The organism is Arenicella sp. 4NH20-0111 (genome assembly GCF_040366405.1).
In the GTDB taxonomy this organism is placed as follows: Bacteria; Pseudomonadota; Gammaproteobacteria; order Arenicellales; family Arenicellaceae; genus Arenicella.
In genome coordinates, this window is sequence record NZ_BAABWF010000004.1 from 24210 (window position 1) to 48361 (window position 24152).

Consider the following 24152-nt stretch of genomic DNA (forward strand, 5'->3'; position numbering starts at 1 on the left):
AGCCTCTCTTTTGTTTGTCGATTAATGTGCCGCGGCTATGTCGAGGTAGGCTCTAATTGCGTTAAGCGACGAATAACCTCAGCGTAACCGTTGGCCACTGAACGCTCTTCTATCAGACCTTTGCTCTTTAGATATTCATGAAACTTTTTTAGATTATAGCAAGGGACGCTTGGTCTAAGATGGTGTTCCATGTGGTAGTTAACATAGTTCGGTGCACAGGTTAGGCGCTCCCACCAACTGGCGTAGGTGGTTCTGGCGTGTAGTTGAGGGTCAGTGCTCAATAAATCGGGAACATTGCCATGTTCAGCGGCATTACGAATCCGTAGAATGAGCATATAGACCGTAAAATAGCTTGCCCACCAAAGACCATAAGCCCATGCATTGCCGGTAAAATAGAAAATACTAAAGAGGCCAGCGTGAATCAGAATGGGAAGAAATAGATTTTTGCCGAGGTTTATCAGCGCCTCTCTCAAACGTATGCTTTCGTTTGTGCTGTTTGATTGATAGGACATGTCATAAGAGAGGATTCCAGCATTCATTAACAATAGTGCGTAAAGCTGTTTAAGGGCTGTCAACCCGATTAAGTCTCTGGCTACTTTGCGCCACATACTCTGTTTGGTCACTGGGTAGGGTTTGTAGTTTGGGTAATCTGGGTCTGTTTTGGTTCCAGCCTCAGCGTGATGACGCATGTGATATTTCCGATACCCATCGAGGTCCGCCAAAACTGGTGCGCCACATAGCAACTTCCCCACCCATTGATTGAGCTTTTTGGACGAAAAAAGTGAATAATGCGCACATTCATGCATGAGAATTGCTAAACCTAATTGTCGGTTCGCGATGAGTATAATGCTTATCAGAATTGATGCCGGATGGAACCATAGGATTGGAATGGCGAAGGCACCAAGAAGTAACCCCCAGTTAAACAAAATGAGCCATGTAGCCTTTAGGTCTGACCGTTCTGTGAACTCTTTTAAGTCGGCCGGTTTCAGTTGCGTTCGTAGGGACATTGGAAACACCAATAAGGTTATGCTGATTAACAATGACTCTATCAGTTAGCTCAAATACCTGATAACGTCTTAAGGACATATATTCAACGATTCTGGCCATGCTGTTAAATTGGTTGTGCTTAAAGATTACTAGTTATGCGTAATATTGCTATCTTGGTGTTTGATTCGGCCTGGGCTGGTTCTATCGCGATGTGCGTGGAAATGTTCAATGTTGCCAATGCGTTTAGTGTGAAGCAATTGGGCAGAGAGCAGATCGAAGTGACGTTGGTGGGGGTTGATGATCATGCGACGATATCTTTTTCTGGTATTGGCATCGATCCATCCGCAACGATCGATGAATGTTCAGGTGTATTTGATGCGATCTTAATACCCACTGTATGGAATATTGACTCAGGGTTTCTCGAGCGACATAAAAAATTGTATCCATGGCTGAATACTCAATATGAACAGGGTGCATTGTTATTCGGTTTATTAACGGGCGCTTACTTAATGGCTGAAGCTGGATTATTAGATCAGCGCTTAGCCACTACGCATTGGAAGTTCGCTGATGATTTTCGGCGCCGCTATCCTCATGTAAAATTGCAAGCACAGTTGATGCAGACGGAAGACCAGGGTTTATATTGCGGTGGCGGAGTGACGGCCACGATGGATTTAAGCATCCAGTTGATTCATCGTTTTTGTGGAAGCACGATAGCCCAGCAATGCGAACGGCATTGTTTAATGGGGTCTAGGCGTGATTACAGGCGGACCAGTCACGCCGCCAGTGAAAACACACTGCGTATCGAACCTTATAACGACGCCCGCATTAAGGAAGTGCAGCAATGGATTGATACTCATTACACGGAGCCGCTTAGCTTGGAAGAAATTGGGGCTCGTTTCGGATTTAGTCAACGAAACTTAACGCGTCGATTCAAGTCCGCTACTGGAATGACGTTATTTCAGTACTTGCAGGCTAAAAGATTGATAGTGGCGAAAGCAGTGCTAAGAACAACAAGTGATGCTATTCAGGACGTGTGTTTCAATGTTGGCTACGATTCGCTGACGGTATTTGGGCGACAATTTAAGGCTTATACGGGAAAGACGCCGAGTGAGTATCGAAAATCTTCAATATTGATGAGTTAGATAAATGAGTATATTAATCAATGGTTTATGTTTATTTTCGTTCTGTTGAAAAAGTTTAAATCCAATTAAAATCGATAATTCAGGTTCCATTCAGGGAGCGTGACCTAAAGTGGCAACATCAAAACCCGAAACGATGATTCAGGAGTCACTAATGATCAACTCAACTGCAAACAAACATAGCGAAGACGTTAATACAACAATCAACGCTGGCAAGCTTAAGAAATTCGCTTTGCCACTAATTATCGCAGGCTCAATGACCTTAGTATCGGTACCTGTGGCAGCGAAAAAATATCGCTCTTATGCCAATGAGGCTTTTGATTATGCGAAAGTTGTAAACGTCGAGCCGCTGTATGAAACTTATCAGGTGAACAACCCCGTCGAGCAATGCTACGATGAGCGTGTTCGAGTCAGAGATAATCGTCGTCACAGCAGGCATGATAGTAAAACCCCGGAAATCTTGGGCGGAATAATTGGCGGAGCGATCGGTAATCGAATTGGCAAAAAAGGCGGGGGTAAGGCCCGAGACGTTGCTACTGTTGTTGGTGCGGTTCTTGGTGGAAGCATTGCGCGAGATGTTAAGCATAATAAGCGTAATAATCGCTATCATGATCGATATGACCGTCAAGATCGCTATGAAACCGTTCAACGGTGTGAAACACGTGATTCATACGAAACTCGACAAGAATTGATTGGATATGATGTGACTTATAAGTACCGTGGAAATATCTTTCACAATAGATTCGACGAGCATCCTGGAAAGAGAATTAAGGTTAAAGTAACTGTTAATCCGGTATAGAATGGAGCCTGATCAAAAATTTAGAAAAACTGAGGTGATTGAACGGTCTTTGACAGTCTGGATTCAATCACCAACGTTCATCGATTGATTTATATATATGAGTGTTAGCTGTATGAAATTATTAGCCGGATCGACAAAAATGAGAGGTGTTCTAAGCACCGCTGCGTTATGTGGGTTGCTGCTGTGCTCATCAGTCGAAGCATTTGAGACAGAAGTCACAGTATTAGAGAGTCTGGATTGGGCTGAGCGAGCTTCTGGTTTGTCTTCGCCAAATGGTACTTCAATTGTTGAGCATTCCTACGCACAATCTCAACAAAGAGCGCCTCAGAAAGTGCGGCGCAGTCAAAGCGAAGTAGTTAGGCAGGTGAAACGACAATACAATGCTGAAGTGTTGAAGATCTCAATGAATCAAAGCGGTTCCGCTTACCGAGTGAGAATCCTGATGCCTAATGGTCGTGTTAGAGAAGTCAGTGTTAGTGCGTATCGCTAATTCGAAGATTAGAGGGAATTGATGTGAGAATTTTAATTGTTGAAGATGAGTTGGCTTTACAACAACAGTTGGCTGATAGTTTACGGGACCAGGGCTACGTTGTGGATACGGCGAGCGATGGCGAAGAGGGACTCTATTTTGCTAAAGAATACCCCATAGATATGGCGATCGTTGATTTGGGGTTGCCCAAAATGGACGGCGTGGAGTTAATCAGACGGGCTCGACAGGATGGCATTAGTTATCCCATATTAATACTAACGGCGCGAAATCGGTGGCAAGAAAAGGTTGAAGGGCTGGAGGCCGGAGGTGATGATTATCTGACCAAGCCGTTCCATCCTGAGGAGCTTTTGGCGCGAATTAAGGTTCAATTAAGGCGTTCGGTAGGCTTAGCCGATAACTCACTAGTTTGTGGGCCTGTTAAAATTGATACCTCGTCCAAGCAAGTATTTTTGAATGACGAAGCGATCACAATCACGGCCTACGAATATCGCTTGCTTTCATATTTGATGATGCACACTGGTAAAGTGTTATCAAAGCGCGAACTGGTCGACCATATTTATGAAGAAGATGACGATCGTGATAGCAACACCATTGAAGTATTTATACGCCGTTTACGCACGAAGCTTGACCCCAGTGGTGAGTTAAAGCCAATCGAGACTCAACGAGGACGTGGCTATCGTTTCAGAATACCGCGAACGAGCTCAGATGCGGCTTAACATTGGGTATCAACCAAGTAACGGTTGATTGAAAATGTATTCGCTCCGTCGTCGACTGCTGATTTCAGCAACGATACTATTACTCGTCTTTCTAGGCATTATGGGGCTAGGTCTCAATAGTGCGTTTAAACGTAGTGTGTTAAGTAGCGCTGAGGACGCGTTGCGAAATCAAATATTGTTACTTATATCCTCGGTGGAGGTGATTGATGGAGCTGTAGTCATGCCGCCTATTTTGCCAGAGCCGAGATTACAGCAACCGGACTCTGACTTATTTGCGCAAATCTTAGTAGGAGAGGAAGGTGATAAAGCGGTAGTCTGGCGCTCAAAATCCCTTTTTGAACGCAGTATTCCATTTAAGGACAGCCTATTAGGAAACTTTAAATTCTATCCATCCAATGCTTGGGAGGGTAGCTCGATCAATACCATGACCTTATCGGTGGAATGGGAAGCCGTGACTGGCACCGTTCCATTTGAAGTCCAAGTTGCCGAGTCAGATACAGTCTACAAGCGGCGACTAGTAAGGTACCAGCGGCAGGTTGGTGTCTGGCTAATCTTCTTTGGTGGCGCGTTGATCGTTTTACTTCTAGGAATACTCCGGTGGGCTCTACAACCGCTTGAGCGCGTGCGCACGGAAGTGGGTGAAATTGAAGAAGGGCGTCGGGAGCGATTTAACGAAAACTACCCCCTAGAAGTCAGCAGACTGACTCAAAACCTGAATCAATTATTGAACTTTGAAGAGGAAAGAATCATTCGTCAGAGAGAGGTTCTCGGAAATTTGGCTCACAGCCTCAAGACGCCAATTGCGGTGCTCAAGGGCTTAGGTTATAGCCGTCAGGTTAAAGCAGAGAGTGATGAGCAGCTAGAAGCCATGCAAACGATAATTGATTACCAACTCCAGAGTGCTTCGGCGGTTGGAAGGAGACGTTTTTCCAAGGCCATTGATATTCGTGAGCCGAGCGGGCAGATAGTGCGAAGTTTGGAAAAGTTACATTCAACTAAGGAGCTAACAGTCAACGTTGATATTGAGGAAGGTGTTGTGTTCTTTGGCGACAAGGGAGATTGGATGGAGGTGTTCGGAAACCTGTGTGATAACGCGTTTAAATGGGCTCAAACGCATGTGAGTATTCGCGTAGAGCAGGTTGAGCTGGGAGAGCACGCATCTCATAAAAAGCCGATACGATTAGTGGTGTCTGATGACGGGCCTGGAATTGACGAATCCCAACGAGACCTAATTTTACAACGAGGTGTACGCTTAGACAGTCAAACTCCTGGGCATGGCTTAGGGATGCACATAGTCAAGGGCGTTGTCGATGCGTACGATGGCCAAATAATGTTAGGTGTGCCCATGCATTCGAAAACAGGCACTAGGTTCGAGATAATATTGAATTAACCTTCGATATCGCGCGATGCAGCAAGGAGAGTTGCCCCGATAACTTAAAAAACAAATAGGGGCTTTCTTGCCTATGAGACTCAGGAGGCTGAATCGCCTTGTATCAGCGGTTTTTCCAATTGCGTTCCGGCTTGCGTTTAGCTTCCTTAAACGGCCACTACTCAGCGCTGTAACCGTTTTCTCTACTCGGACAGGCTATATCGTTTTGTCGTGTTCAATGACTGCAAACGCAGAATGATTGTGGATCGACTCGAAATTTTCGGCGTGTACGTAATAGCGACTTATTTTGTCGTTATTATCAAATACATTTGCGACATCCCTTACTACGTCCTCAACAAACTTAGGGTTGTTGTAGGCTCGTTCGGTGATGTATTTTTCGTCAGGGCGCTTTAGAATCGCAAAAAGTTCGGCACTGGCTTGGCTTTCGACTGACTTAATAATGTCATCGAGCCATACTTTGCTTGAACAATTCACGCCAACGGTTAAATGCGATCGCTGGTTATGAGCGCCGTATTCCGAGATCTTCTTTGAGCATGGGCAAAGACTCTTAACTGGAATGGTGATTTCTAGCGTGGAAGCTAAGTGGCCGTGTTCAATTTGCCCCATCAGGTTTACTTGATAGTCCATCAAACTTTTAACGCCCGACACCGGAGCCGTTTTTTCCATGAAATAGGTAAACTGCAGTTCAACGTAGCCAGAATCCGCTTCTAAGCGCTCGACCATTGACGCGAGCATTTTATGGAAGCTCTTGGCTGAAATTACCGTTTCTGTCTCGTTCAACATTTGTATAAAGCGAGACATGTGGGTGCCTTTTTGGTCATGAGGTAAACTCACAGCCATGGAGAACGTGGCAATACTTGGGGATTTACTGCCATCACGGTTCAGCACTGTAATGGGGTGTTGGATGTCTTTGATGCCGACGCGATTAATCGGAATTTGACGGGTGTCCAAGCTGCCTTGGACATCTTCCATCGGTACAGAAGTAGTCATTTTAGTCACAAATTGGCGCTAGGCCGATCATTTCAAGGAGCCGAATAGCACAAGGCTACTTGACTGCGGTTTTTCTTTCAGTCGACAACGAGTCGTCCATCTTAAAGAATGGCGAATTCGTTATTGAGGTTTCAATGCCAGTTGCGTCAAGTCCGCACTCAGCGAGTAAGGATTCTTGACTGCCGTGATCTATGTATCGGTCCGGAAGACCTAAATTCAAGGTTGGAATGTTGATTCCCGCGCTTGAAAGAAATTCATTCACCCCAGAGCCTGCACCACCCGCAACCACGTTCTCTTCAACAGTGACTAAGAAGTCGTGCTCAGCGGCTAATTTACGTATCAATTTTCCATCCAGAGGTTTAACAAATCTCATGTTAACCACCGTTGCGTCCAGAGCCTGCGCTGCTTTCTGCGCAGCTGGCAGTACGGTACCAAAGCTCAAAATAGCCACCTTTGACCCCTGTGCGACAACATTGGCCGTACCAAGTGGAATTTCAGTCATCTCTACGCGCTCCTTTGCGCCTATTCCGGTACCCCTAGGGTAGCGAACGGCGGTTAGCCCTTTGTGTTGATAGGCCGAGTAGAGCATATCCCTGCATTCGGCTTCGTCACTTGGTGCGTAAATCACGCAATGCGGAACGCAACGTAAAAAACTTAAATCAAACATTCCTGCGTGAGTGGCTCCATCAGCCCCTACTAAGCCTGCTCGGTCGATGGCTAGCATCACATCAAGGTCTTGTACGCTGATGTCGTGGATTAGTTGATCGTATGCTCGTTGTAAAAAGGTGGAATAAATAGCGACAACGGGTTTTTGTCCATCGCACGCCATGCCAGCGGCAAAAGTTAGTGCATGTTGTTCTGCAATTGCAACATCGTAATACCGATCAGCGTGTTCTTCAGAAAATCTCACTAGTCCCGAACCTTCACGCATGGCGGGGGTGATGCCCACAAGCTTTTTATCCTGCACGGCCATGTCACATAACCAGTCGCTGAACACATCGGTGTACGTTCTAACCTTGGATTTCTTTCCAAACTCCCCAGTGGTCCTGTTAAAGGGGGCAACGCCATGATATTTAATGGGAGCGTCTTCAGCAGGCTCAAACCCCTTGCCTTTTTTCGTCACGATGTGAAGAAACCTTGGGCCTTGAATCTCTTTCAAGTTATTCAAGGTGGTAACTAAGGTGTCAATGTCATGGCCATCTATTGGCCCAGCGTAATAAAACCCCATCTCTTCGAAGAAGGTGCTCGGCAGTATCATCCCCTTTACGTGTTCTTCCCAGCGTCTGGCGTAGTCACGTACTTCAGGCATTATATTGAGCGCCTTTTTGGCGCCTTGTCGAACTGAACTGACGGTTGGTCCCGTCATGAGTCTGGTTAGGTAGTTTTTAAAGGCACCTACGTTGGGTGAAATTGACATGTCATTGTCGTTCAAAATGACCAACACGTTCGCGTCCATATCGCCAGCGTTATTAAGGGCCTCAAACGCCATGCCGGCGGTAATTGCACCGTCGCCGATAATGGCTACAACGTCGCGATCTAAATTCTGTTGAGAAGCAGCCACCGCCATTCCCAAGGCTGCGCTAATTGATGTGCTCGAGTGGCCCGCTCCAAACGTATCATAGATACTCTCGTTGCGTTTCAGAAAGCCGGATAAGCCACCGGGCTGCCTGATTGTGTGCAGTTCATCTCTTCGGCCCGTTAGAATTTTATGTGGGTAGGCTTGATGACCAATATCCCAAACTATCCGATCGTCCGGAGTATTAAAGACGTAATGAAGAGCTGTTGTTAGCTCAACCGTGCCGAGCCCAGCGGCAAGATGCCCTCCAATTTTAGAAACTGTGTCAATTAAAAAAGAACGAGTTTCGTCACAGACCTGCTGCAGTTGATCTTCCGTGCATTGACGCAGATCGCTAGGGTCATTCAGCGTCATCAGCAAGGGGTATTTGTCTGTTGTTGTATTCAATTTGGTAAATACTCTTTTAAAAACAGTAGATTGTGGTTGGAGTGAGTCAGTTTTTGCGATCTACAATTAATGTCGCTAGATCGTATAACAGGCTGAATTTGTTTGTCAGTCCGTCTAGTTTGTGGTGCTGAACCAGCTCGCTATTATCGCTTATTGTTTGCACGCAATCTATGGCTCTATCGTAAAGATTTTTGGCTAACTCTTTTGATTCAGCCAAGCCAAGTAGTGCTGGGTAAGTGGATTTTCCTAATTCAATATCTGCACCGCTAGGCTTACCCAAAATTTCGGTAGAAGATTCAATATCTAATATGTCATCGATAACTTGAAACGCCAGCCCCAAATGATCTGCGTACTGGCTTAAAACTGACAATTGTTCAGCGTTGACATCATCACTGCATAACGAGCCGCACAGCACTGCTGCGTTAATTAAAGCTCCTGTTTTACGTCGATGTACGTTTTCTAATTGGGCTTGGCTAAGACTGGTGTTGGTTGCCAATATATCGAGCATCTGACCTCCGACCATGCCACAGGACCCGCTGGCTTGGGCCAGCTTTAAGGTTATCGCTCTCGCTTGCTTGTCATCAAGGCCTGATGAATCGCAGGCAACTAATTCGAAGGCCATGGTTTGAAGTGCATCCCCAGCGAGAATTGCGGTTGCCTCATCAAATTGAATATGTGTGGTTGGTTTGCCGCGACGCAAGTCGTCGTCGTCCATCGCTGGTAGGTCATCGTGAATCAGAGAGTACGCATGAACACATTCTATCGCCGCAGCGACGCTATCCAATCGTTCAAGCGGTGCATCAAGAGCTGTGCCGGCAGCATAGACCAAAAGAGCTCGGACTCGTTTGCCGCCATTGAGCGTTGAATAACGCATTGCGTCGTTCAATCGTGTTGGAACCTCAGCTACCGTCAGAGCTTGCTCTAATTTGTCGTGTGTTCGCGCGAGAAATTCTTGCATTCTTCAGTCAATCTTATTGTTAAGGGCTAGAGAAGTGGCATGTCGCTAGAGCGATTTATCGTCAAACGGCTCGGTGTTGAATAAGCCTTCATTATCTTTAACTAAAACATCTACTTTTTGCTCGGCATTTTTTAATACACCATGGCAACGTTTCATCAAGCTCACACCGCGTTCAAAGTCGGCTAAGGACTTTTCTAAGTTTTGATCACCGCGTTCCATTCGTTCAACAATACTTTCTAGTTCAGAATAAGCCTGTTCGAAGTCAATATCTTCTGTGTTTTTTTTGTCAGTTGTCATTAAATTTCTAGTGCCACATTAACCATTGTCATATTCTACCATCGTTATGGATTAAAACTGTTATTTGCGGTATTTCTAATGGCTATTTTGCTAAAAATTTAGTTCAGCAATTGTGTTTCTTTTATGGGTTTTTAGTGAGCCAGTTTCACGTTACACTCGCACTATTGATAACCAGATAGTAAAGACGCTTTATGTCTACAGAGTACGATTCTTCGGCGATTGAAGTTTTAACTGGACTTGAGCCGGTACGAAAACGGCCCGGCATGTATACCAATACTGATAGGCCGAACCACTTAGTGCAAGAAGTTGTCGATAATAGTGTCGACGAGGCCATAGCCGGTTATTGTAAGAAAATTGACGTTACCTTGTTTAAGGACGGGTCGGTCGAAGTATCTGACAACGGCCGCGGTATGCCAATTGATATACACCCGGAAGAGGGCGTACCTGGAGTCGAAGTAATTATGACTCGTCTCCATGCCGGTGGTAAGTTTTCAAATAAAAATTATCGGTTCTCTGGCGGCTTACACGGTGTGGGAATTTCCGTTGTTAATGCGTTGAGTAACAATGTGGAAGTCTGGGTTAAGCGAGGTGGCGTTGAATACAATATGTCCTTTGCGAATGGCGTTAAGAAAAATGACCTGGAGGAAATCGGCACGGTTGGGCAACGCAATACCGGCACCACTATAAGATTTTGGCCCGACGCAAGTTTCTTTGATTCCCCGGCTGTGCACGCGGCTCGGTTATGTCGTCTGTTGCGTGCAAAGGCCGTGTTGTGTCCTGGCCTGACCATCAATTTTGAAGATGAAGCTAAGCCGGAAAATAATCAGTCTTGGTACTATGAAGATGGTTTAAAGGCATATTTGCTTGGTGCATTAGGTGACAATGAACGCATTCCTGAAGATGGCTTTCAAGGGAAGGAGGGAGATCAAGACGAAGAGGTAGAATGGATTGTTGCTTGGTCTGCTGAGTCCGCTGAGTTGATAACCGAAAGTTATGTAAACTTAATTCCAACGTCGCAAGGCGGGACACACGTAAATGGTCTGCGACTCGGTCTGACAGAGGCTATTCGAGAGTTTTGTGACTTTAGAAACTTATTACCCAAAGGGGTGAAGTTGTCACCTGACGACGTTTGGGCTCAATGTCAGTACGTGTTGTCTGTCCGGATGAAAGATCCTCAGTTTTCTGGTCAAACTAAAGAAAAGTTGTCGTCACGAGAAGTGTCGTTATTTATTTCGACCAAAGTAAAAGATGCGTTCGCATTGTGGTTGAATGCTAATCTTGAAATGGGCGAGCGAATTGCGATGGTGGCGATTGAAAATGCCCAGAGTCGTCTAAAATCCGCAAAAAAAATAACACGTAAAAAGGTCACTGCCGGACCTGCGCTTCCGGGTAAATTGGCAGATTGTTCAAGCGAAGACATTGACGTCACTGAATTGTTTTTGGTGGAAGGTGACTCTGCAGGAGGCTCGGCAAAACAAGCACGTAATCGCGAAACGCAAGCGATTATGCCGTTGCGGGGTAAGATATTGAATACTTGGGAGGTTGAATCTGCTCAAGTTTTAGCATCGCAAGAGGTGCACGACATTTCGGTCGCATTGGGTGTTGATCCTGGGTCAGATAACCTAGAAGGCCTACGATACGGCAAAATATGTATTTTGGCGGATGCTGATTCAGATGGACTGCACATAGCAACGTTGCTATGTGCATTATTTGTAAAACACTTTGGAGCCTTAGTGGAGGCCGGCCACCTTTATGTTGCCATGCCCCCGCTATATCGAATTGACGTTGCCAAGAAAGTATATTACGCGCTTGATGATCATGAGCACGACCAGATTATTGATCAAATTAAGGCTGAAAAACCGAGAGCGAAGATCGACGTACAGCGCTTTAAAGGCTTAGGCGAAATGAATCCTGGTCAATTGCGCGAAACTACGATGAAAGAAGAAACTCGTAGGCTTGTTCAAATGACCATTGGTATGGGCGATGGTACCGCAAAAATCATGGATATGTTGTTGGGCAAAAAGCAGGCAGGCGCACGAAAAACTTGGTTAAGTTCCAAGGGTGACCAGGCTGAAATATAGATGAAAGATAGCTCATTACCATTCGGCTTGTATCGACACTATAAAGGCGCGTATTACAAAGTCACAGATATTGCCACGCACTCTGAAACCGAAGAAAAACTTGTGGTGTATCAAGCGCTCTATGGCGCTAAAGGTATTTGGGTTAGGCCTTTGTCGATGTTTACGGAGCGGGTGGAGTCTGCCGGTGAACAGGTTTCGCGTTTTGCTTACATTGATCCTCAGACCGAGGTTTTAGAGCACGCTATGCTGAATGTCAAACAAGGTCAACAGTTGGCGTTTGAGCAAGCATTTAAGCGTGCTGAGTCTATAATCTCATCCATGTCCGGCTATATTAGTCATAGTTTGAGTAAGTGCATTGAAGCCAATAACAAGTACTTGTTGTTGGTGAGTTGGCAAACTATTGAAGACCACGAGGTGGGGTTTCGGCAGTCATCCGACTATAAGCTTTGGAAAGAGCTGCTTCATCACTTCTATGAGCCTTTTCCGGCGGTAGAGCACTTCACTGAACTTTGTTGATCTAATTGGCCTTTTCTGATCACCACAAAAATATGAGAGCAAGTATGTCTATTAGAATTGTTATTGTTACCTTGGTTCTGGGTTTTTCTTTTTCTTCCGTCAGCGCTCAAAGCCAGTGTTCTGGTTTAAGCAATTCAGTGTGCGGCAAGAACAGTACGTGTACTTGGCGGAAGTCGTCGGTTGATAAAAACGGTAAAAAAACTAAGGCCCATTGTCGTGCGCTTCCTGGAAAAGCGAAGAAATCCTTGAAAACCAAGGCGTCAAACAACAAGGCTAAAGCTAAGGAAAAGACATCTAAAGTCAGTTCGAAAAACACAGACTCGGTTAAATCCAAGACAAGTGCCGTAAAGAGTAAAACCTCTAAGAGCAAAGTTAAAGCAAAGGCTAAGTCGTCTACAAATAAGTCTAAGGCAAAGGCAAAGAAGGCAGCTAAGTCAAAGGCTAAGAAAGACAGCTAAAATTGAGATTGCATTAATGGTAGGGCGTTATGTTGTAATGCTCGCCATAGTTAGGTGTGTTGAGCCCGTTTTGATTTTGGTCGACGGGCTTTTTAATGTGGTCCGTTATGGCAGCTATTCGATTGAACCGAACACGGCATAAGGTCATCTAAAAGAGGTTGGTGCGTTATTTTTTCTGACGATCAACCTTAAGCGGATGCGTAAAAAGGTTTGGGTCTGTACGAGCGCGTAGACTTCAAGCCACACCTAACTAGTCTTTGGCAACAAATTATCAATAGGTATAGTTAACGAAAAACACTTGGTTTTTCATCGGTTCTGGCTAGGTTTTCTGTGCGTGCTAGCTAAAAAGTCTTGGCGTTCAATTGTTTATTCTTGAGACTCAGGTTCAGGCTCGGGCTCTGGTTCAGATTCCGTGGCGTTTTCATCGGAAGCGGTGCTGGTGTCAAGAGCAACCTCAACCTCAGCAACCGGTTCGTCTTCGGCCGGTGCGACGACTTTTCTAAAAATGATATTAAAGCTAGCATCGGGTTTTGGTGCACCGTAAAACGTCATTTCATTAAGTGCGTCATTAAATAGAATGAAGGTGTCCTGTCGATCCCCGAGGCCTGCACCGAGCTTGCCCGCGCAGTTAACTTCCCCATTATGAGAGGTTGTTCTCATGTGGAACTTGTGAAATCCTTTTTTACCAAAAGGCTTTATTTTGTAGGACTTGGTGGCAACTTGTTCGCCACTTTCAAACAAAAATTCCCGTGCTCCAAGAAAGGTAATCCGAGCACGACACTCGTTATCATTAACAACTTCCCAAACGCTGAAGCCCATTTCTTGTGCGTATGCTGCACTCACACTCATTGCTAGGGTTAGTGCAAACCCGATGGCGACCAACCCGCCCCTAATTAGATTATTCACCATTGACCTACTTGTTAGTGATTGCTGAACGTAAATTATACTATACGAATAAAATGTAAATCGCAGCAAATCTGGGGCAATGCCAAAGATTCACTATAATTTACCTAGTTAAAGCAAAATATATGCCAACTCAAATAGGGAATCACCAATCAATTTGTAACATCATACTGATCAATGTGGTGATTCGGATTTTGCGTTATCGAATAAATCGTGTTAGGTGGCTTTTTAGTCGAGGTTGTCGGGTCCGTCGTCGTTGGTCTCCATAGAGGTCATATCTAATCCAGCCGCTTCGGTATAGGCTTTGGGTTCTAAGTACATTAATCTAACCGAGTAGAGCCCAGCGGCTAACGGGCGAAAACCGCAGACCATGATATTTACCCCATCGTCGGTTTTTAAAATACCTGGAATGTTGAACAGCAGTTCGCCAGTTTCACTGCTCAATGGGTTGAGACTCTCCTTTGCCTCTAACCGCTGATGAATTCCTTGGAGCATAAGCGCTAAGCCACGTCTAAACTTACCAAAGTTGAGTCTTCCAATATATTCTGACGTTTCTAATTCCAGCTCACAAACCATTTCGCCACTTTCACCTAAGTCGAACTTCATAAAAGGTATCCGTTCTCCCTGAGCAATATGATTGAACAAGGTCTTAGCTGCATCTCTGGAGTCAGTAAAAAAGCGTTGATTAAGATGAGTTAGAATTGCGTTGAGTAAAAGATCAGTTTTAAGGTTAACTTGGCTCATATTAAATACGGTAACTTGTGAATTACTTTAGTGAACTATTCTAATTTTATTGTAACCGCATTGAAACGGGATTGTGATCAATCGGCATTAGATGCTGCCAAATATTCATCGAAAAAAAAGCCGGCTCATGATGAGCCGGCTTTATTGTGCTAAAAATTCGCACTGCTATGGTGCAATATTAGACTATTGCCTTCATGCCGTGCATATGTTCGCGTAGAGCTTCTCCAATCAGTTCTACTGGGTGCTCACGCAGTGCTCTGTTCACTTCTACTAGACGAGAGTTGTCTACGCTTCCGTTGTTGTTCGCTAGCCCTTTTCCTAGCAATTCTGCTGACAGGTTTGGCATGATTTTTTCAGCCAGTAAGGGGCGTGCCGCTTGGTCAAATAAGTAACAACCGTACTCTGCCGTATCAGAAATAACAACGTTCATCTCATACAGCTTTTTGCGAGCAATAGTATTCGCTATTAGTGGCGTTTCATGTAGTGACTCGTAATAAGCTGATTCTTCAATGATGCCAGCATCAACCATGGTTTCGAAGGCCAACTCAACGCCAGCGCGCACCATTGCCACGAGGAAGATGCCATTATCGAAGTACTCTTGTTCAGGTATTTCCTGGTCGGTCAGAGCTTGCTTCTCAAAATTGGTTTCAAGTGTTTCAGCGCGCCATTTTAGGAGGTTTACGTCATCATTATCCCAGTCAGCCATCATGGTGCTTGAAAACTCACCTGACATGATGTCGTCTTGATGTTTTTGAAACAATGGACGTAACAATTCTTTAAGCTCTTCAGATAACTCAAACGCCCGTATTTTGGCAGGGTTACTCAAGCGGTCCATCATGTTGGTTACGCCACCGTGCTTAAGAGCTTCGGTGACTGTTTCCCAGCCATATTGAATCAACTTTGCAGCATAGCCAGGCTCCACGCCTTCTTCTACCATTTTGTCGAAGCCAAGTATCGCTCCAGTTTGTAGCATCCCACATAAAATGGTTTGTTCGCCCATTAAGTCTGACTTAACTTCAGCTATGGGTGATGATTGCAATACTCCAGCACGATGACCGCCAGTACCTGCCGCTAAGGCTTTGGCTATTTCCAAGCCGTCGCCATTTGGATCGTTTTCTCTGTGTACGGCAATTAAAGTAGGAACGCCGAATCCTCTTACGAATTCATTTCGTACTTCCGAGCCAGGGCATTTAGGACACATCATTACAACGGTAATGTCCTTATTGATTTGCATTCCTTCTTCCACCAAATTGAAACCGTGTGCGTAGTCTAGACATGAACCAGGCTTCATCAAGGGCATGACAGCTGAAACTACTGGGCTGTGTTGTTTGTCAGGTGTAAGATTCATTACGATGTCTGCCGTGGGGATAAGTTCTTCATAGGTCCCAACAACAAATCCATTCTCAGTAGCGTTTAGAAAAGATTGACGCTTTTGCTCGATAGCTTCTGGACGAAGAGCATAGCTGACGTCTAATCCGGAATCTTTTAAGCACAAGCCTTGATTCAGGCCTTGAGCACCACAACCGATGATGACAATTTTCTTGTCTTTAATGTAATCAACACCGTTAGCGAATTCATCGCTACCCATGAAACGGCACTTGCCGAGTTCTTCTAACTGCACACGAAGTGGCAACGTATTAAAATAATTAAGGCGCACTTTTGGCTCCAAATTTTTGTAAGTTTCCAGAAAAGGTGCGCAATTTTAAAACAAACTTAAACTTCATGCTTTAAAAATACGCAAAAAAGTGCGGAAATTTACTGTTTACGCGACTTTATCAGGGTTTTCGATGTGATCATGATGGTTGATATTATGTGAATTTATGCGGAGAAAATTGAATTTAATTTGCCATTGTTATGGACATTAGAATTAAATGCGATGGTTTGGTTCTTCTACCTGGGTGATTTACGTCAAACGAGGCGACGTTGGGATTCATAGGTTAGTACTCTGAGCGTTTAACCCTAGAGTTTTCCTGTGTTAGGAGTTGTTTGCCTTATTTCGGTCCATGATCATCATAGAGTTTAATTTGGATGATTGAGTCGCACTAGGTTTGCGAATGAAGGCTGCGCAGCGCCAGATAAGCGAGTACACTACCTTTGCACCAAAATGACACAAACAAGTGTCCTGAATTAGAATGTCGACACTTAGGAATCTTTCATGAATATCAGCGTTTTTGATCTGTTTACCATCGGAATTGGGCCCTCGAGTTCTCACACTATCGGCCCTATGAGAGCTGCGAATGCATTTGTGGAGTTACTGTCCGAAAAAAAATTACTCAGCGATGTGGGACGGGTTAAAGTCGAATTGTATGGTTCATTGGGAGCTACAGGCCGGGGTCATGGAACCGATGTGGCTGTGCTGCTCGGATTGCAAGGCGAAATCGCTGAAAAAATCGACGTTGATCAAGTGCAACCCATGGTGTCCAAAATTCGTGAATCCAAGCGGTTAGAATTGGCTAAAGGTGGTTCGGTGTTATTTAACGAGGAGGATGATCTGATTCTTCATCGCTATGACGCGCTTCCACAGCATAGTAACGGAGCGGTTTTCACGGCTTACAGCGACAATCATGATGTGTTATTTGAACAGACGTACTTTTCTATCGGGGGTGGGTTTGTATTAACACTCGAGGAAATTGAGAACCCGGTAGAAGAAGCGGATGAAAAGGAGCTTCCGTATCCATTTAATTCCGCCGAAGAGTTGGTCAATTTGTGTGAGCAAAATAGCCTGAGTATCAGTCAACTTATGTTGGAGAACGAAAAAGTTTGGCGTTCTGAAGAAGAGGTGAGAGAAGGGTTGCTTGAGATATGGTACGCGATGCGAGACTGCGTAAAACGTGGCTGTCAGCAGACGGGCATTCTTCCTGGGGGGCTAGGAGTAAAACGCCGTGCATCTCAACTTTATGACACATTGTGCACTAACCCCGAAGCAGCCTTGCGTGACCCATTGACTGTGATGGATTGGGTGAATTTATACGCCTTGGCTGTGAATGAGGAAAATGCCGCTGGAGGTAGAGTGGTGACGGCGCCTACGAATGGCGCGGCTGGAATTGTGCCTGCTGTGTTGCATTACTATGTTCGGTTTGTACCCGGAGCTGACGAAAACGGCATTGTTAATTTCCTGTTGACGGCTGGAGCCATTGGAAGCTTATTTAAAAAGAATGCTTCCATTTCTGGAGCCGAAGTAGGTTGCCAAGGAGAAGTTGGCTCTGCCTGTTCGATGGCAGCAAGCGGGCTGGCCGAAGTTCTGGGTAGTTCTCCCGACCAGGTAGAGAACGCCGCGGAAATCGCAATGGAACATAATCTGGGGTTAACCTGTGACCCGGTTGGTGGACTCGTACAGGTACCGTGCATCGAACGCAATGCAATGGCCTCCGTCAAAGCAATTAACTCTGCCCGCCTTGCCAGTCGAGGGGATGGTCAACACTTTGTTTCATTGGATAAAGTGATTCAGACAATGCGAGATACTGGCGCTGATATGCAGACAAAGTACAAGGAGACATCGTTAGGAGGGTTAGCGGTAAGTGTGATTGAGTGTTAGCTAAACGTTGATGAGTCTGGATAACTGTATTTTTGATCGCTCTAGGATGGCTCGATGTTTTGTTGTGTTTAGTTCGTCGATATCCTTGATGGCCGTGTCGCTCTGAATACGATATTCAGTAATACTTAGGAAAGGTTTTTTTGTATTGACGATCTTATTCTGAATATCGAATTAGTGTTTGATTGACAAGGGAAAGTGGGGTTGTCTTGTACTGTTCATATTTACATGTCAGCTTCTTTGTTACGACGGTCTGCTGTATAAAAAGACGATGGTATGGGTTTTAAGTTTTTGATTTTTAATAAATAAAACGTCATCATAAAACCATCATATTTTTTCCACTTAACGCTCAGGCCAAGCGTTATTGGTTTATGAGACTCTTTGGGTGTTGATTGAATGTAGCTAGTTTGGCAGCTACAGAACCTATAAAAGAGACCCGAATTATGAGTAAGGTGTTACAGCAGAGTTTATGGCCGTTTTTCATTCTGGGGATGATCGGAGCAGTGGTTGTTGATAATGTGTCTAAAAGAACCGGAGCGTTAGATATTGCTTATGAAAAGCTTATCCGAATAGGCAACGTAGTCTCCACATTTAATTCTGGCGCCGACTCTAGTCTGACCCCAATGCTCCATAGTGCCTCGTACGATGCAACGCAGATAGCTAAAGTACAAACCACATCCAGTGCAGAAGAGGTGAATAGAATGCTTAAAGATGGATTTATTCTGATTGCTGTGGCGGCTGGGGTTAATGAGTTGGGTGAACCCTATAATTTATACTCTTTAGGGTTGACTCGCTCGTGAAACAGGTTAGAACATTCAGAGTGATTGAGAGTAGAGCGATTAATATGCAGGCTCAGAGCATGACAATTATCGAGTAGGTGCAACACACTTCTAGATTCAATGGTGCGCTTTAGATTTGCTAGTGAAAATAGGCATTCACTGGTATCAAATTCATAAATTCTTCTTCACTGAATTGAATATGTGCTTGAGAAGTTCCTGTGGAAGATTGCTGAATGTGAAAAAGCTCGTCATGTTTGAAGTTGCTTAGTTCCGCCATGGCTTGTACTTCATTTTGGTCCAATTCACCGACCCAACCATACCCAGCTTGAATGAATAGCTCTTTTGCTGTTTCTTCAGATTCGTGGTTTTTTGCTTCTTCAAAAAGTGCGGCCAATTTCCTTATTGAAACCTCTTCGGATAGTACTACCGAACCATCTTGTTCGGTGTTTTTTAATTCAGCTAGCTTAGAAATTACTTGATCGATTGTATCGGTTCTCTTCACTCTTTACCTGTCGCCCACTTAATTGATTCTGTCCCTAGGTTATACGTCAGGGGGCATTTCCAGTCGCCTCCTTAATGTTTAATGTGACCTACCCGTTCCAATAAACATAATTCAATCTAATACTTACACCCTATGTCGGTTTGTCTTAATAGGCAATGGACTTTAGTCTTAGATTAGTCCGTTTATTGTTAATATTTACGACTTTCTGATGTTTTAGCTCCCACCTTATTTTGAAAAAGTCGCTTAAACAAGTAAAACGTGATGCGCTTGTTTTGTCCGTTAACGCTCTTTGGTCACACTTAGTCCCATTAAGGCCACAGACTCCTTTGCCTGTGTTTCCTATTCTATAGAGGTTATTTATGCAGCCAGGTTGGTTGCCAAGCGAATAGTGGAATAGGATTTATGGCTTACAAAATAATTAGTAATCGGCTCACTCAAACGACAGCGGTTGTTATGTGTTGCCTAGGCTCTAGCAATGCAGTAAATGGTCAAACGTTGGTGCCTGATGAGACTCTTACTGAGATTGTCACGATAGGAGAGTGGGGAGACGCTCGAGATAATACTCAAGTTAGTGTTGAGACAGAACGACTTCTCGGAGTTGCTGGAGCCGTCGAAGATCCACTTCAGGCCGTTTTTTCAATGCCCGGGGTGACTTTCTCTGATGATGGCGAACCGGTTATCCGAGGGTCGGGACCAGGTGATAATGCGTTCTATATTGATATGGTTCCTGCACGAAATCTTTATCATGTTTGGGGTAATAGTATTTTCAACAAGTACGTAATCCGTGATTTTGAATTGCATCCAGCTGCGTTCTCAAGTCAATATGGAAATGCAACAGGGGGCGTTATTGATGTGCGCCTTAGAGACCCTAAGAACGTGCCCTTTGAAACCACGGCCTCGTTAAGTTTTTTGCAGGCGGCGGTGTTAATGGAGAGTCGTATTTCTGATAATCAGGCATTCTACGTTTCTGCTCGGCAAAGTATGTTAGATAAGATAGCCAAGGAGGAAGATCTAACAGAAGAAAATGACGGTGTAATCATTGAAGACTCGCCCTCATCGAGTGACTATCAGGCAAAGTATGTATGGGAAGTCAATGATCGAAATCGCCTGTCGTTTACGGCCGCGGGGTCAAGTGATGAAGCAGGAGCGCGTTTAACCGACAACAATAATGACGTACTTGTGGATCCAGATTTAGCTGGCGCCATCGATTACTCAGAGAGTTTTGATAGCCAGGGGCTGAACTGGAAATGGAAGTCGGCTACCGGATTGAGTAGCTTCAGTTTGCTAGCAACGAATATGACAGAAGAGTCTGATTTTTTCTATGGGGGAAATCAGTATCTTAAAACGGATGTGGATAGAACATCCGTGCGAGGAGACTACTCTGTATCCTTGCTGAATTCGCATACCATTAAGGCTGGTTTAATCTACGAGGACAATGCCTACGATATCGATGCTAATCAAAAATTTGTTAGCTGCTCCGATTTTGACGCGAACTGTTCGACTACGGATGTAACGATTCAACGTTATGTCAATCAAGTGGAAGTAACGCGCCTAACCGCGTACGTCGAAGATCTATTCAAACTAAGTGATAAGCAGGAGTTGACGTTTGGGTTGCATTATTCGTCTGATGACTATTTAGACGATACGCAGATCGAGCCACGTATTCGTTGGAACTATCAAGTTGATGATCAATGGAGTACCTACATCGCGTTAGGGCAGTATTCTCAATTACCAGACCTTGAATACATTGCTCCAGATATTGGAAACCCTAACTTAGAAACGATAAAGGCCAATCATTTTGTCTGGGGAATTGGGCAATCTTTAGGACATGGATGGAGCTGGAAAACAGATTTGTACTATAAGGATATCTCTGATTTAGTTATCAGTGTTACGGATCCTTTGCACCCAGATTTCGATAAAAATTACACAAACCGGGCTTCGGGAAAAGCCTACGGTGTCGAATTGATGGTTAATAAAGATAGGGTTGGAAAGTGGGATGGCTGGGTGGCTCTGAGTTTGGGTAAGGCGGAACGAACGGACCTAATTAACAATGAAACCATACCCTTTGACTATGATCGTCCCGTCATGTTTGACTTGGTCGCAAACTACCATTTAAGCGATCGCTGGAGTTTCGGAGTTAAATGGAAATTCCAGACTGGAGATCGTTATACGCCAATTGTTGACGTTGCACGTAATTCATTGAATTCTCGAGTATTGGAACCAATCTACGGGCAGCGTAATTCGGAAACAACGCCTGATTATCATCGTCTAGACTTTAGGGTTCAATACAAGAAAGAAAAAGCATGGGGTTATTGGAGTGTTTATGCTGATATCATCAATCTATATGGCAGAGAAAACGTATCTGGGTACGATTTTGCGCCCAACGGTGTGGACGTGTTAAATCAACCTCCGGCTGGCTTTGGCTCCAATGTTCCTGTATCCACGTCCGTTAGCCAGGGGGCGATACCGTCAATAGGGGTAGAAGTGCATTTTTAGATCGTCATTGAAAACGCCAGAGCGGCCCACTGACGTTTAGTCGCTTTGGTCATTAACATAATCGTTATACCCGAACAGAATGTAACCGACAAAATTCAGATGAATAATTCAATACTACTGATTGAAGATGACCAAGAACTTGCTAGTTTGGTGCATGATTATCTCGAGAAGAACGGATATCGCGTTAGTATCGTTTCCGATGGGATAGAAGCCATTGCTCAGATTGTAAGTCAGCAGCCGGATTTGGTCATACTGGACATCATGTTACCAGGGGCAAATGGCATGGATGTTTGCCGCGAGGTAAGAGGAAAGTTTGATGGCGCTTTGCTAATGCTTACCGCATTGGATGATGACATGGATCACATGCTCGGCCTGGAATTAGGGGCTGACGATTACATCATTAAGCCTGTGCAACCCAGGCTTTTATTGGCACGAATACGTACGCTTCTGCGTAGACTTCAACAAACAAAAAAAACAGCAAATAAAGCAAACCAGGAGGCGATCTCCATTGGTCAACTCAAGATCGATGTGAATAACCGCAGAGTTACAGCCGACGGTCAAGAAATCGAGTTAACGTCTTCTGAATATGAACTATTGATTTTGTTGGCGCAAGATCTCGGGCAGGTAGTGGATCGAAATACGATCGTTCAAGAGTTGCGTGGCTTCGAGTATGACGGTCTTGACCGTTCGATTGACAGGCGAATTTCGAGGTTGCGTAAGAAGTTAGCGAACGTGGCTAAGTCAACCAGTATTAAAACGGTGCGCGGAAAAGGATACCTTTTGTGTCTGGGAACAGACTTATCATGATTAAGGCGCTGCTAAAATTATGCTTGCTCGGCATGATTCCGTTAATTTTTTTGGTTATCTCTGATGGCTACGGACCGCTAAGGGCAATTTCTGACAAGGTTAATGAGGAAATCTTCTCCAACGTGTATTTGGGCACATTCCGGCAATTAGAGCAAAAGTTAGATGGCGTGAGTGATGAAGATTTGAGGCTGCGTTTTGAAGAATTGGCAGAAAAGTTTGGGATGGAAATAAGGCTCAGAGAGCTAAATGAGTTGACATCATCTGAATCAAAAATTAGACGCCTGAACCAAGGAGAAGTGGTTTCAGTTGCCGGAGACGGTAACGTGCTCGCATACAAACTTGGTCGCCATGATTTAGTGGTTACAATGGCTATCGATGAAACGCCGACACAGGATGTTTATCGATCAGCCAGTGGCTCGTTGTTTTTAGTGAAAATGGAGTTGGAAAATCTTAGAGGTTCTGATCTCGAACGCAAAGTAGCCGATCTTGCCGAGTTGTATGGGTTTAGAATTGAACTAGTCTCAGTCGATGAGTTTCATACGCGGTCGCCTGACATTAAACTCAATACATTTAGCGACGCTGGGTGGTCCTGGTATCGAGATGAGGATGACAATGAGGTTTTTGTTGTACCGACAGGCGAGCTGCAGTACGTTGTATTGTATCCGTTGCAGGCGGCGCTTTACCTTACTTTCCTGATCGTCACGGTGATTGCCATATTCTTTTTGGCCTTGGCTATAGGGGTGTCGCTTTGGTTATGGCCACTTTGGAGAGATCACAAAAAGCTGACGCGCAGTGCGTTGGCATTTGGTGCCGGTCAACTCGATACGAGGGTTGAAATAAAGAGCGGTTCATTCGCCGCCGACATTGGTCGCTCATTTAATCAAATGGCTGACAACGTTCAACAGTTAATCAGCGCCAATCAACAGCTTACAAATGCGGTGGCTCATGATTTGAGAACGCCTCTCGCAAGACTTCGGTTCGCTAATGAAATTCTCGATTCAGGCGATTGTACTCCTGAAGAAGCGACGCGATACCGCAGCACAATTAATAACAGCATAGATGCATTGGATTACCTGATAAATCAAACCTTGCTGCATTCCCGCTACACCCGATCTACCGACATCAAGCAATTTAAGCATACAGAATTTGCGAGAACGGTGCTCGCGGAAGTTGAACAGTTTGACTTTGAATACGGTGACTTAGAATTTCAGACTAAGATCGATGAATCTTTGTTGACCAACACCCAATTCGTTGATGATAAGGCCCTAGTCAGAGCGCTTTCCAACTTGTTAAACAATGCTGCCAGACATGCTAAGTCGTTCGTAAAAGTGAGTTACTTTATGGCGCAAGATAGGTATTGCTTGAGGGTGGAGGACGATGGGCACGGCATTGATGAAAAAGACGTCGATAGAATTATGCAACCATACGCGCAACTTGGAAACGACCAGCGAGATCATAACAATGGTTTAGGGTTGGGTTTAGCCATCGTTTACCAAATCACAAAGTGGCATAAAGGAAAAGTCACGGTTGAGAAGTCTGATTTAGGGCGCGCGAGGTTTTCCATATGCTGGTCACCAATCAGTCTGCATGGTTGAATTGCAATTA

The 24152-nt window shown here is 44.7% G+C and carries 22 protein-coding genes; 13 read left to right on the forward strand and 9 right to left on the reverse strand.

Annotated features, from left to right (window positions below):
* Window positions 1–35: 35 nt before the first annotated feature.
* The gene (locus tag ABWW54_RS09995; protein WP_353412109.1) at window positions 36–1007 is read right to left on the reverse strand and encodes a fatty acid desaturase family protein; all 972 of its coding nucleotides are present in this window, start codon (window positions 1005–1007) and stop codon (window positions 36–38) included.
* A gap of 135 nt (window positions 1008–1142) precedes the next feature.
* Here ABWW54_RS09995 and ABWW54_RS10000 point away from each other — a divergent pair, with 135 nt between their 5' ends.
* From ABWW54_RS10000 to ABWW54_RS10020, 5 genes are all read left to right on the forward strand, one after another.
* Entirely contained in the window at window positions 1143–2129 is a 987-nt protein-coding gene (locus ABWW54_RS10000) for a GlxA family transcriptional regulator (RefSeq protein WP_353412110.1), read from the forward strand.
* Window positions 2130–2280: 151 nt separating this feature from the next.
* Window positions 2281–2925 (forward strand): glycine zipper 2TM domain-containing protein, encoded by a 645-nt coding sequence (locus ABWW54_RS10005; protein ID WP_353412111.1) that lies wholly within the window; start codon window positions 2281–2283, stop codon window positions 2923–2925.
* 112 nt (window positions 2926–3037) lie between these two features.
* The gene (locus ABWW54_RS10010; protein ID WP_353412112.1) at window positions 3038–3415 is read left to right on the forward strand and encodes a PepSY domain-containing protein; all 378 of its coding nucleotides are present in this window, start codon (window positions 3038–3040) and stop codon (window positions 3413–3415) included.
* Window positions 3416–3438: 23 nt separating this feature from the next.
* A complete protein-coding gene (locus tag ABWW54_RS10015) occupies window positions 3439–4131 on the forward strand; it encodes a response regulator transcription factor (RefSeq protein WP_353412113.1) in 693 nt (230 codons plus the stop codon).
* Between the two features lie 34 nt (window positions 4132–4165).
* Entirely contained in the window at window positions 4166–5521 is a 1356-nt protein-coding gene (locus ABWW54_RS10020) for an ATP-binding protein (protein ID WP_353412114.1), read from the forward strand.
* A gap of 195 nt (window positions 5522–5716) precedes the next feature.
* Here the strand turns inward: ABWW54_RS10020 and folE2 are convergent, their stop codons facing one another.
* The 4 genes from folE2 to ABWW54_RS10040 are packed head-to-tail and all read right to left on the reverse strand — an operon-like array spanning window position 5717 to window position 9729.
* Entirely contained in the window at window positions 5717–6511 is a 795-nt protein-coding gene (folE2, locus tag ABWW54_RS10025; RefSeq protein ID WP_353412115.1) for a GTP cyclohydrolase FolE2, read from the reverse strand.
* Between the two features lie 55 nt (window positions 6512–6566).
* Window positions 6567–8474 (reverse strand): 1-deoxy-D-xylulose-5-phosphate synthase, encoded by a 1908-nt coding sequence (gene dxs, locus ABWW54_RS10030; protein ID WP_353412116.1) that lies wholly within the window; start codon window positions 8472–8474, stop codon window positions 6567–6569.
* 46 nt (window positions 8475–8520) lie between these two features.
* Window positions 8521–9432: a polyprenyl synthetase family protein gene (locus ABWW54_RS10035; RefSeq protein WP_353412117.1), complete on the reverse strand. Its 912-nt coding sequence runs from the start codon at window positions 9430–9432 to the stop codon at window positions 8521–8523.
* A gap of 45 nt (window positions 9433–9477) precedes the next feature.
* Window positions 9478–9729, reverse strand: coding sequence for an exodeoxyribonuclease VII small subunit (locus ABWW54_RS10040; protein ID WP_353412118.1), 252 nt, complete (start codon window positions 9727–9729; stop codon window positions 9478–9480).
* 191 nt (window positions 9730–9920) lie between these two features.
* Between ABWW54_RS10040 and parE the strand changes: the two genes are divergently transcribed.
* The 3 genes from parE to ABWW54_RS10060 are packed head-to-tail and all read left to right on the forward strand — an operon-like array spanning window position 9921 to window position 12784.
* A complete protein-coding gene (gene parE, locus ABWW54_RS10045) occupies window positions 9921–11810 on the forward strand; it encodes a DNA topoisomerase IV subunit B (RefSeq protein ID WP_353412119.1) in 1890 nt (629 codons plus the stop codon).
* Window positions 11811–12326, forward strand: a complete 516-nt coding sequence (locus ABWW54_RS20150) for a DUF1653 domain-containing protein (RefSeq protein WP_502907793.1) — start codon at window positions 11811–11813, stop codon at window positions 12324–12326.
* Between the two features lie 44 nt (window positions 12327–12370).
* Window positions 12371–12784 (forward strand): chromosome partitioning protein ParB, encoded by a 414-nt coding sequence (locus tag ABWW54_RS10060; protein WP_353412120.1) that lies wholly within the window; start codon window positions 12371–12373, stop codon window positions 12782–12784.
* Between the two features lie 366 nt (window positions 12785–13150).
* Here the strand turns inward: ABWW54_RS10060 and ABWW54_RS10065 are convergent, their stop codons facing one another.
* The 3 genes from ABWW54_RS10065 to ilvC all read right to left on the reverse strand — a co-directional run bounded on the left by ABWW54_RS10065 (window position 13151) and on the right by ilvC (window position 16088).
* Window positions 13151–13693 carry a hypothetical protein gene (locus tag ABWW54_RS10065; protein WP_353412121.1) on the reverse strand — a complete coding sequence of 181 codons (543 nt, stop codon included), beginning with the start codon at window positions 13691–13693 and terminating at the stop codon, window positions 13151–13153.
* Window positions 13694–13915: 222 nt separating this feature from the next.
* Window positions 13916–14431 carry a hypothetical protein gene (locus ABWW54_RS10070; RefSeq protein WP_353412122.1) on the reverse strand — a complete coding sequence of 172 codons (516 nt, stop codon included), beginning with the start codon at window positions 14429–14431 and terminating at the stop codon, window positions 13916–13918.
* Window positions 14432–14609: 178 nt separating this feature from the next.
* Entirely contained in the window at window positions 14610–16088 is a 1479-nt protein-coding gene (ilvC, locus tag ABWW54_RS10075; protein ID WP_353412123.1) for a ketol-acid reductoisomerase, read from the reverse strand.
* Window positions 16089–16586: 498 nt separating this feature from the next.
* On the opposite strand from ilvC, the gene ABWW54_RS10080 reads away from it, so the two are divergent.
* The gene (locus ABWW54_RS10080; protein WP_353412124.1) at window positions 16587–17966 is read left to right on the forward strand and encodes an L-serine ammonia-lyase; all 1380 of its coding nucleotides are present in this window, start codon (window positions 16587–16589) and stop codon (window positions 17964–17966) included.
* Window positions 17967–18406: 440 nt separating this feature from the next.
* Window positions 18407–18763, forward strand: coding sequence for a hypothetical protein (locus ABWW54_RS10085; RefSeq protein ID WP_353412125.1), 357 nt, complete (start codon window positions 18407–18409; stop codon window positions 18761–18763).
* Between the two features lie 118 nt (window positions 18764–18881).
* Here ABWW54_RS10085 and ABWW54_RS10090 read toward each other — a convergent pair whose 3' ends face one another.
* Window positions 18882–19244 carry a hypothetical protein gene (locus ABWW54_RS10090; RefSeq protein WP_353412126.1) on the reverse strand — a complete coding sequence of 121 codons (363 nt, stop codon included), beginning with the start codon at window positions 19242–19244 and terminating at the stop codon, window positions 18882–18884.
* Window positions 19245–19646: 402 nt separating this feature from the next.
* On the opposite strand from ABWW54_RS10090, the gene ABWW54_RS10095 reads away from it, so the two are divergent.
* The 3 genes from ABWW54_RS10095 to ABWW54_RS10105 all read left to right on the forward strand — a co-directional run bounded on the left by ABWW54_RS10095 (window position 19647) and on the right by ABWW54_RS10105 (window position 24142).
* Entirely contained in the window at window positions 19647–21740 is a 2094-nt protein-coding gene (locus ABWW54_RS10095) for a TonB-dependent receptor plug domain-containing protein (protein WP_353412127.1), read from the forward strand.
* A gap of 99 nt (window positions 21741–21839) precedes the next feature.
* Window positions 21840–22547, forward strand: coding sequence for a response regulator (locus ABWW54_RS10100; RefSeq protein ID WP_353412128.1), 708 nt, complete (start codon window positions 21840–21842; stop codon window positions 22545–22547).
* The gene (locus tag ABWW54_RS10105) at window positions 22523–24142 is read left to right on the forward strand and encodes an ATP-binding protein (protein WP_353412129.1); all 1620 of its coding nucleotides are present in this window, start codon (window positions 22523–22525) and stop codon (window positions 24140–24142) included. The genes ABWW54_RS10100 and ABWW54_RS10105 overlap by 25 nt, the downstream gene beginning before the upstream one ends.
* The last annotated feature ends 10 nt before the right edge of the window (window positions 24143–24152 follow it).

Excerpts from the sequence above, each read along its gene's own strand:
- ABWW54_RS09995 (WP_353412109.1), bottom strand. The coding sequence starts at position 1,007 with ATGTCCCTACGAACGCAACTGAAACCGGCCGACTTAAAAGAGTTCACA.
- ABWW54_RS10000 (WP_353412110.1), top strand. The coding sequence starts at position 1,143 with ATGCGTAATATTGCTATCTTGGTGTTTGATTCGGCCTGGGCTGGTTCT.
- ABWW54_RS10005 (WP_353412111.1), top strand. The coding sequence starts at position 2,281 with ATGATCAACTCAACTGCAAACAAACATAGCGAAGACGTTAATACAACA.
- ABWW54_RS10010 (WP_353412112.1), top strand. The coding sequence starts at position 3,038 with ATGAAATTATTAGCCGGATCGACAAAAATGAGAGGTGTTCTAAGCACC.
- ABWW54_RS10020 (WP_353412114.1), top strand. The coding sequence starts at position 4,166 with ATGTATTCGCTCCGTCGTCGACTGCTGATTTCAGCAACGATACTATTA.
- folE2 (WP_353412115.1), bottom strand. The coding sequence starts at position 6,511 with ATGACTACTTCTGTACCGATGGAAGATGTCCAAGGCAGCTTGGACACC.
- ABWW54_RS10035 (WP_353412117.1), bottom strand. The coding sequence starts at position 9,432 with ATGCAAGAATTTCTCGCGCGAACACACGACAAATTAGAGCAAGCTCTG.
- ABWW54_RS10040 (WP_353412118.1), bottom strand. The coding sequence starts at position 9,729 with ATGACAACTGACAAAAAAAACACAGAAGATATTGACTTCGAACAGGCT.
- parE (WP_353412119.1), top strand. The coding sequence starts at position 9,921 with ATGTCTACAGAGTACGATTCTTCGGCGATTGAAGTTTTAACTGGACTT.
- ABWW54_RS20150 (WP_502907793.1), top strand. The coding sequence starts at position 11,811 with ATGAAAGATAGCTCATTACCATTCGGCTTGTATCGACACTATAAAGGC.
- ABWW54_RS10060 (WP_353412120.1), top strand. The coding sequence starts at position 12,371 with ATGTCTATTAGAATTGTTATTGTTACCTTGGTTCTGGGTTTTTCTTTT.
- ABWW54_RS10065 (WP_353412121.1), bottom strand. The coding sequence starts at position 13,693 with ATGGTGAATAATCTAATTAGGGGCGGGTTGGTCGCCATCGGGTTTGCA.
- ABWW54_RS10070 (WP_353412122.1), bottom strand. The coding sequence starts at position 14,431 with ATGAGCCAAGTTAACCTTAAAACTGATCTTTTACTCAACGCAATTCTA.
- ABWW54_RS10080 (WP_353412124.1), top strand. The coding sequence starts at position 16,587 with ATGAATATCAGCGTTTTTGATCTGTTTACCATCGGAATTGGGCCCTCG.
- ABWW54_RS10085 (WP_353412125.1), top strand. The coding sequence starts at position 18,407 with ATGAGTAAGGTGTTACAGCAGAGTTTATGGCCGTTTTTCATTCTGGGG.
- ABWW54_RS10095 (WP_353412127.1), top strand. The coding sequence starts at position 19,647 with ATGGCTTACAAAATAATTAGTAATCGGCTCACTCAAACGACAGCGGTT.
- ABWW54_RS10100 (WP_353412128.1), top strand. The coding sequence starts at position 21,840 with ATGAATAATTCAATACTACTGATTGAAGATGACCAAGAACTTGCTAGT.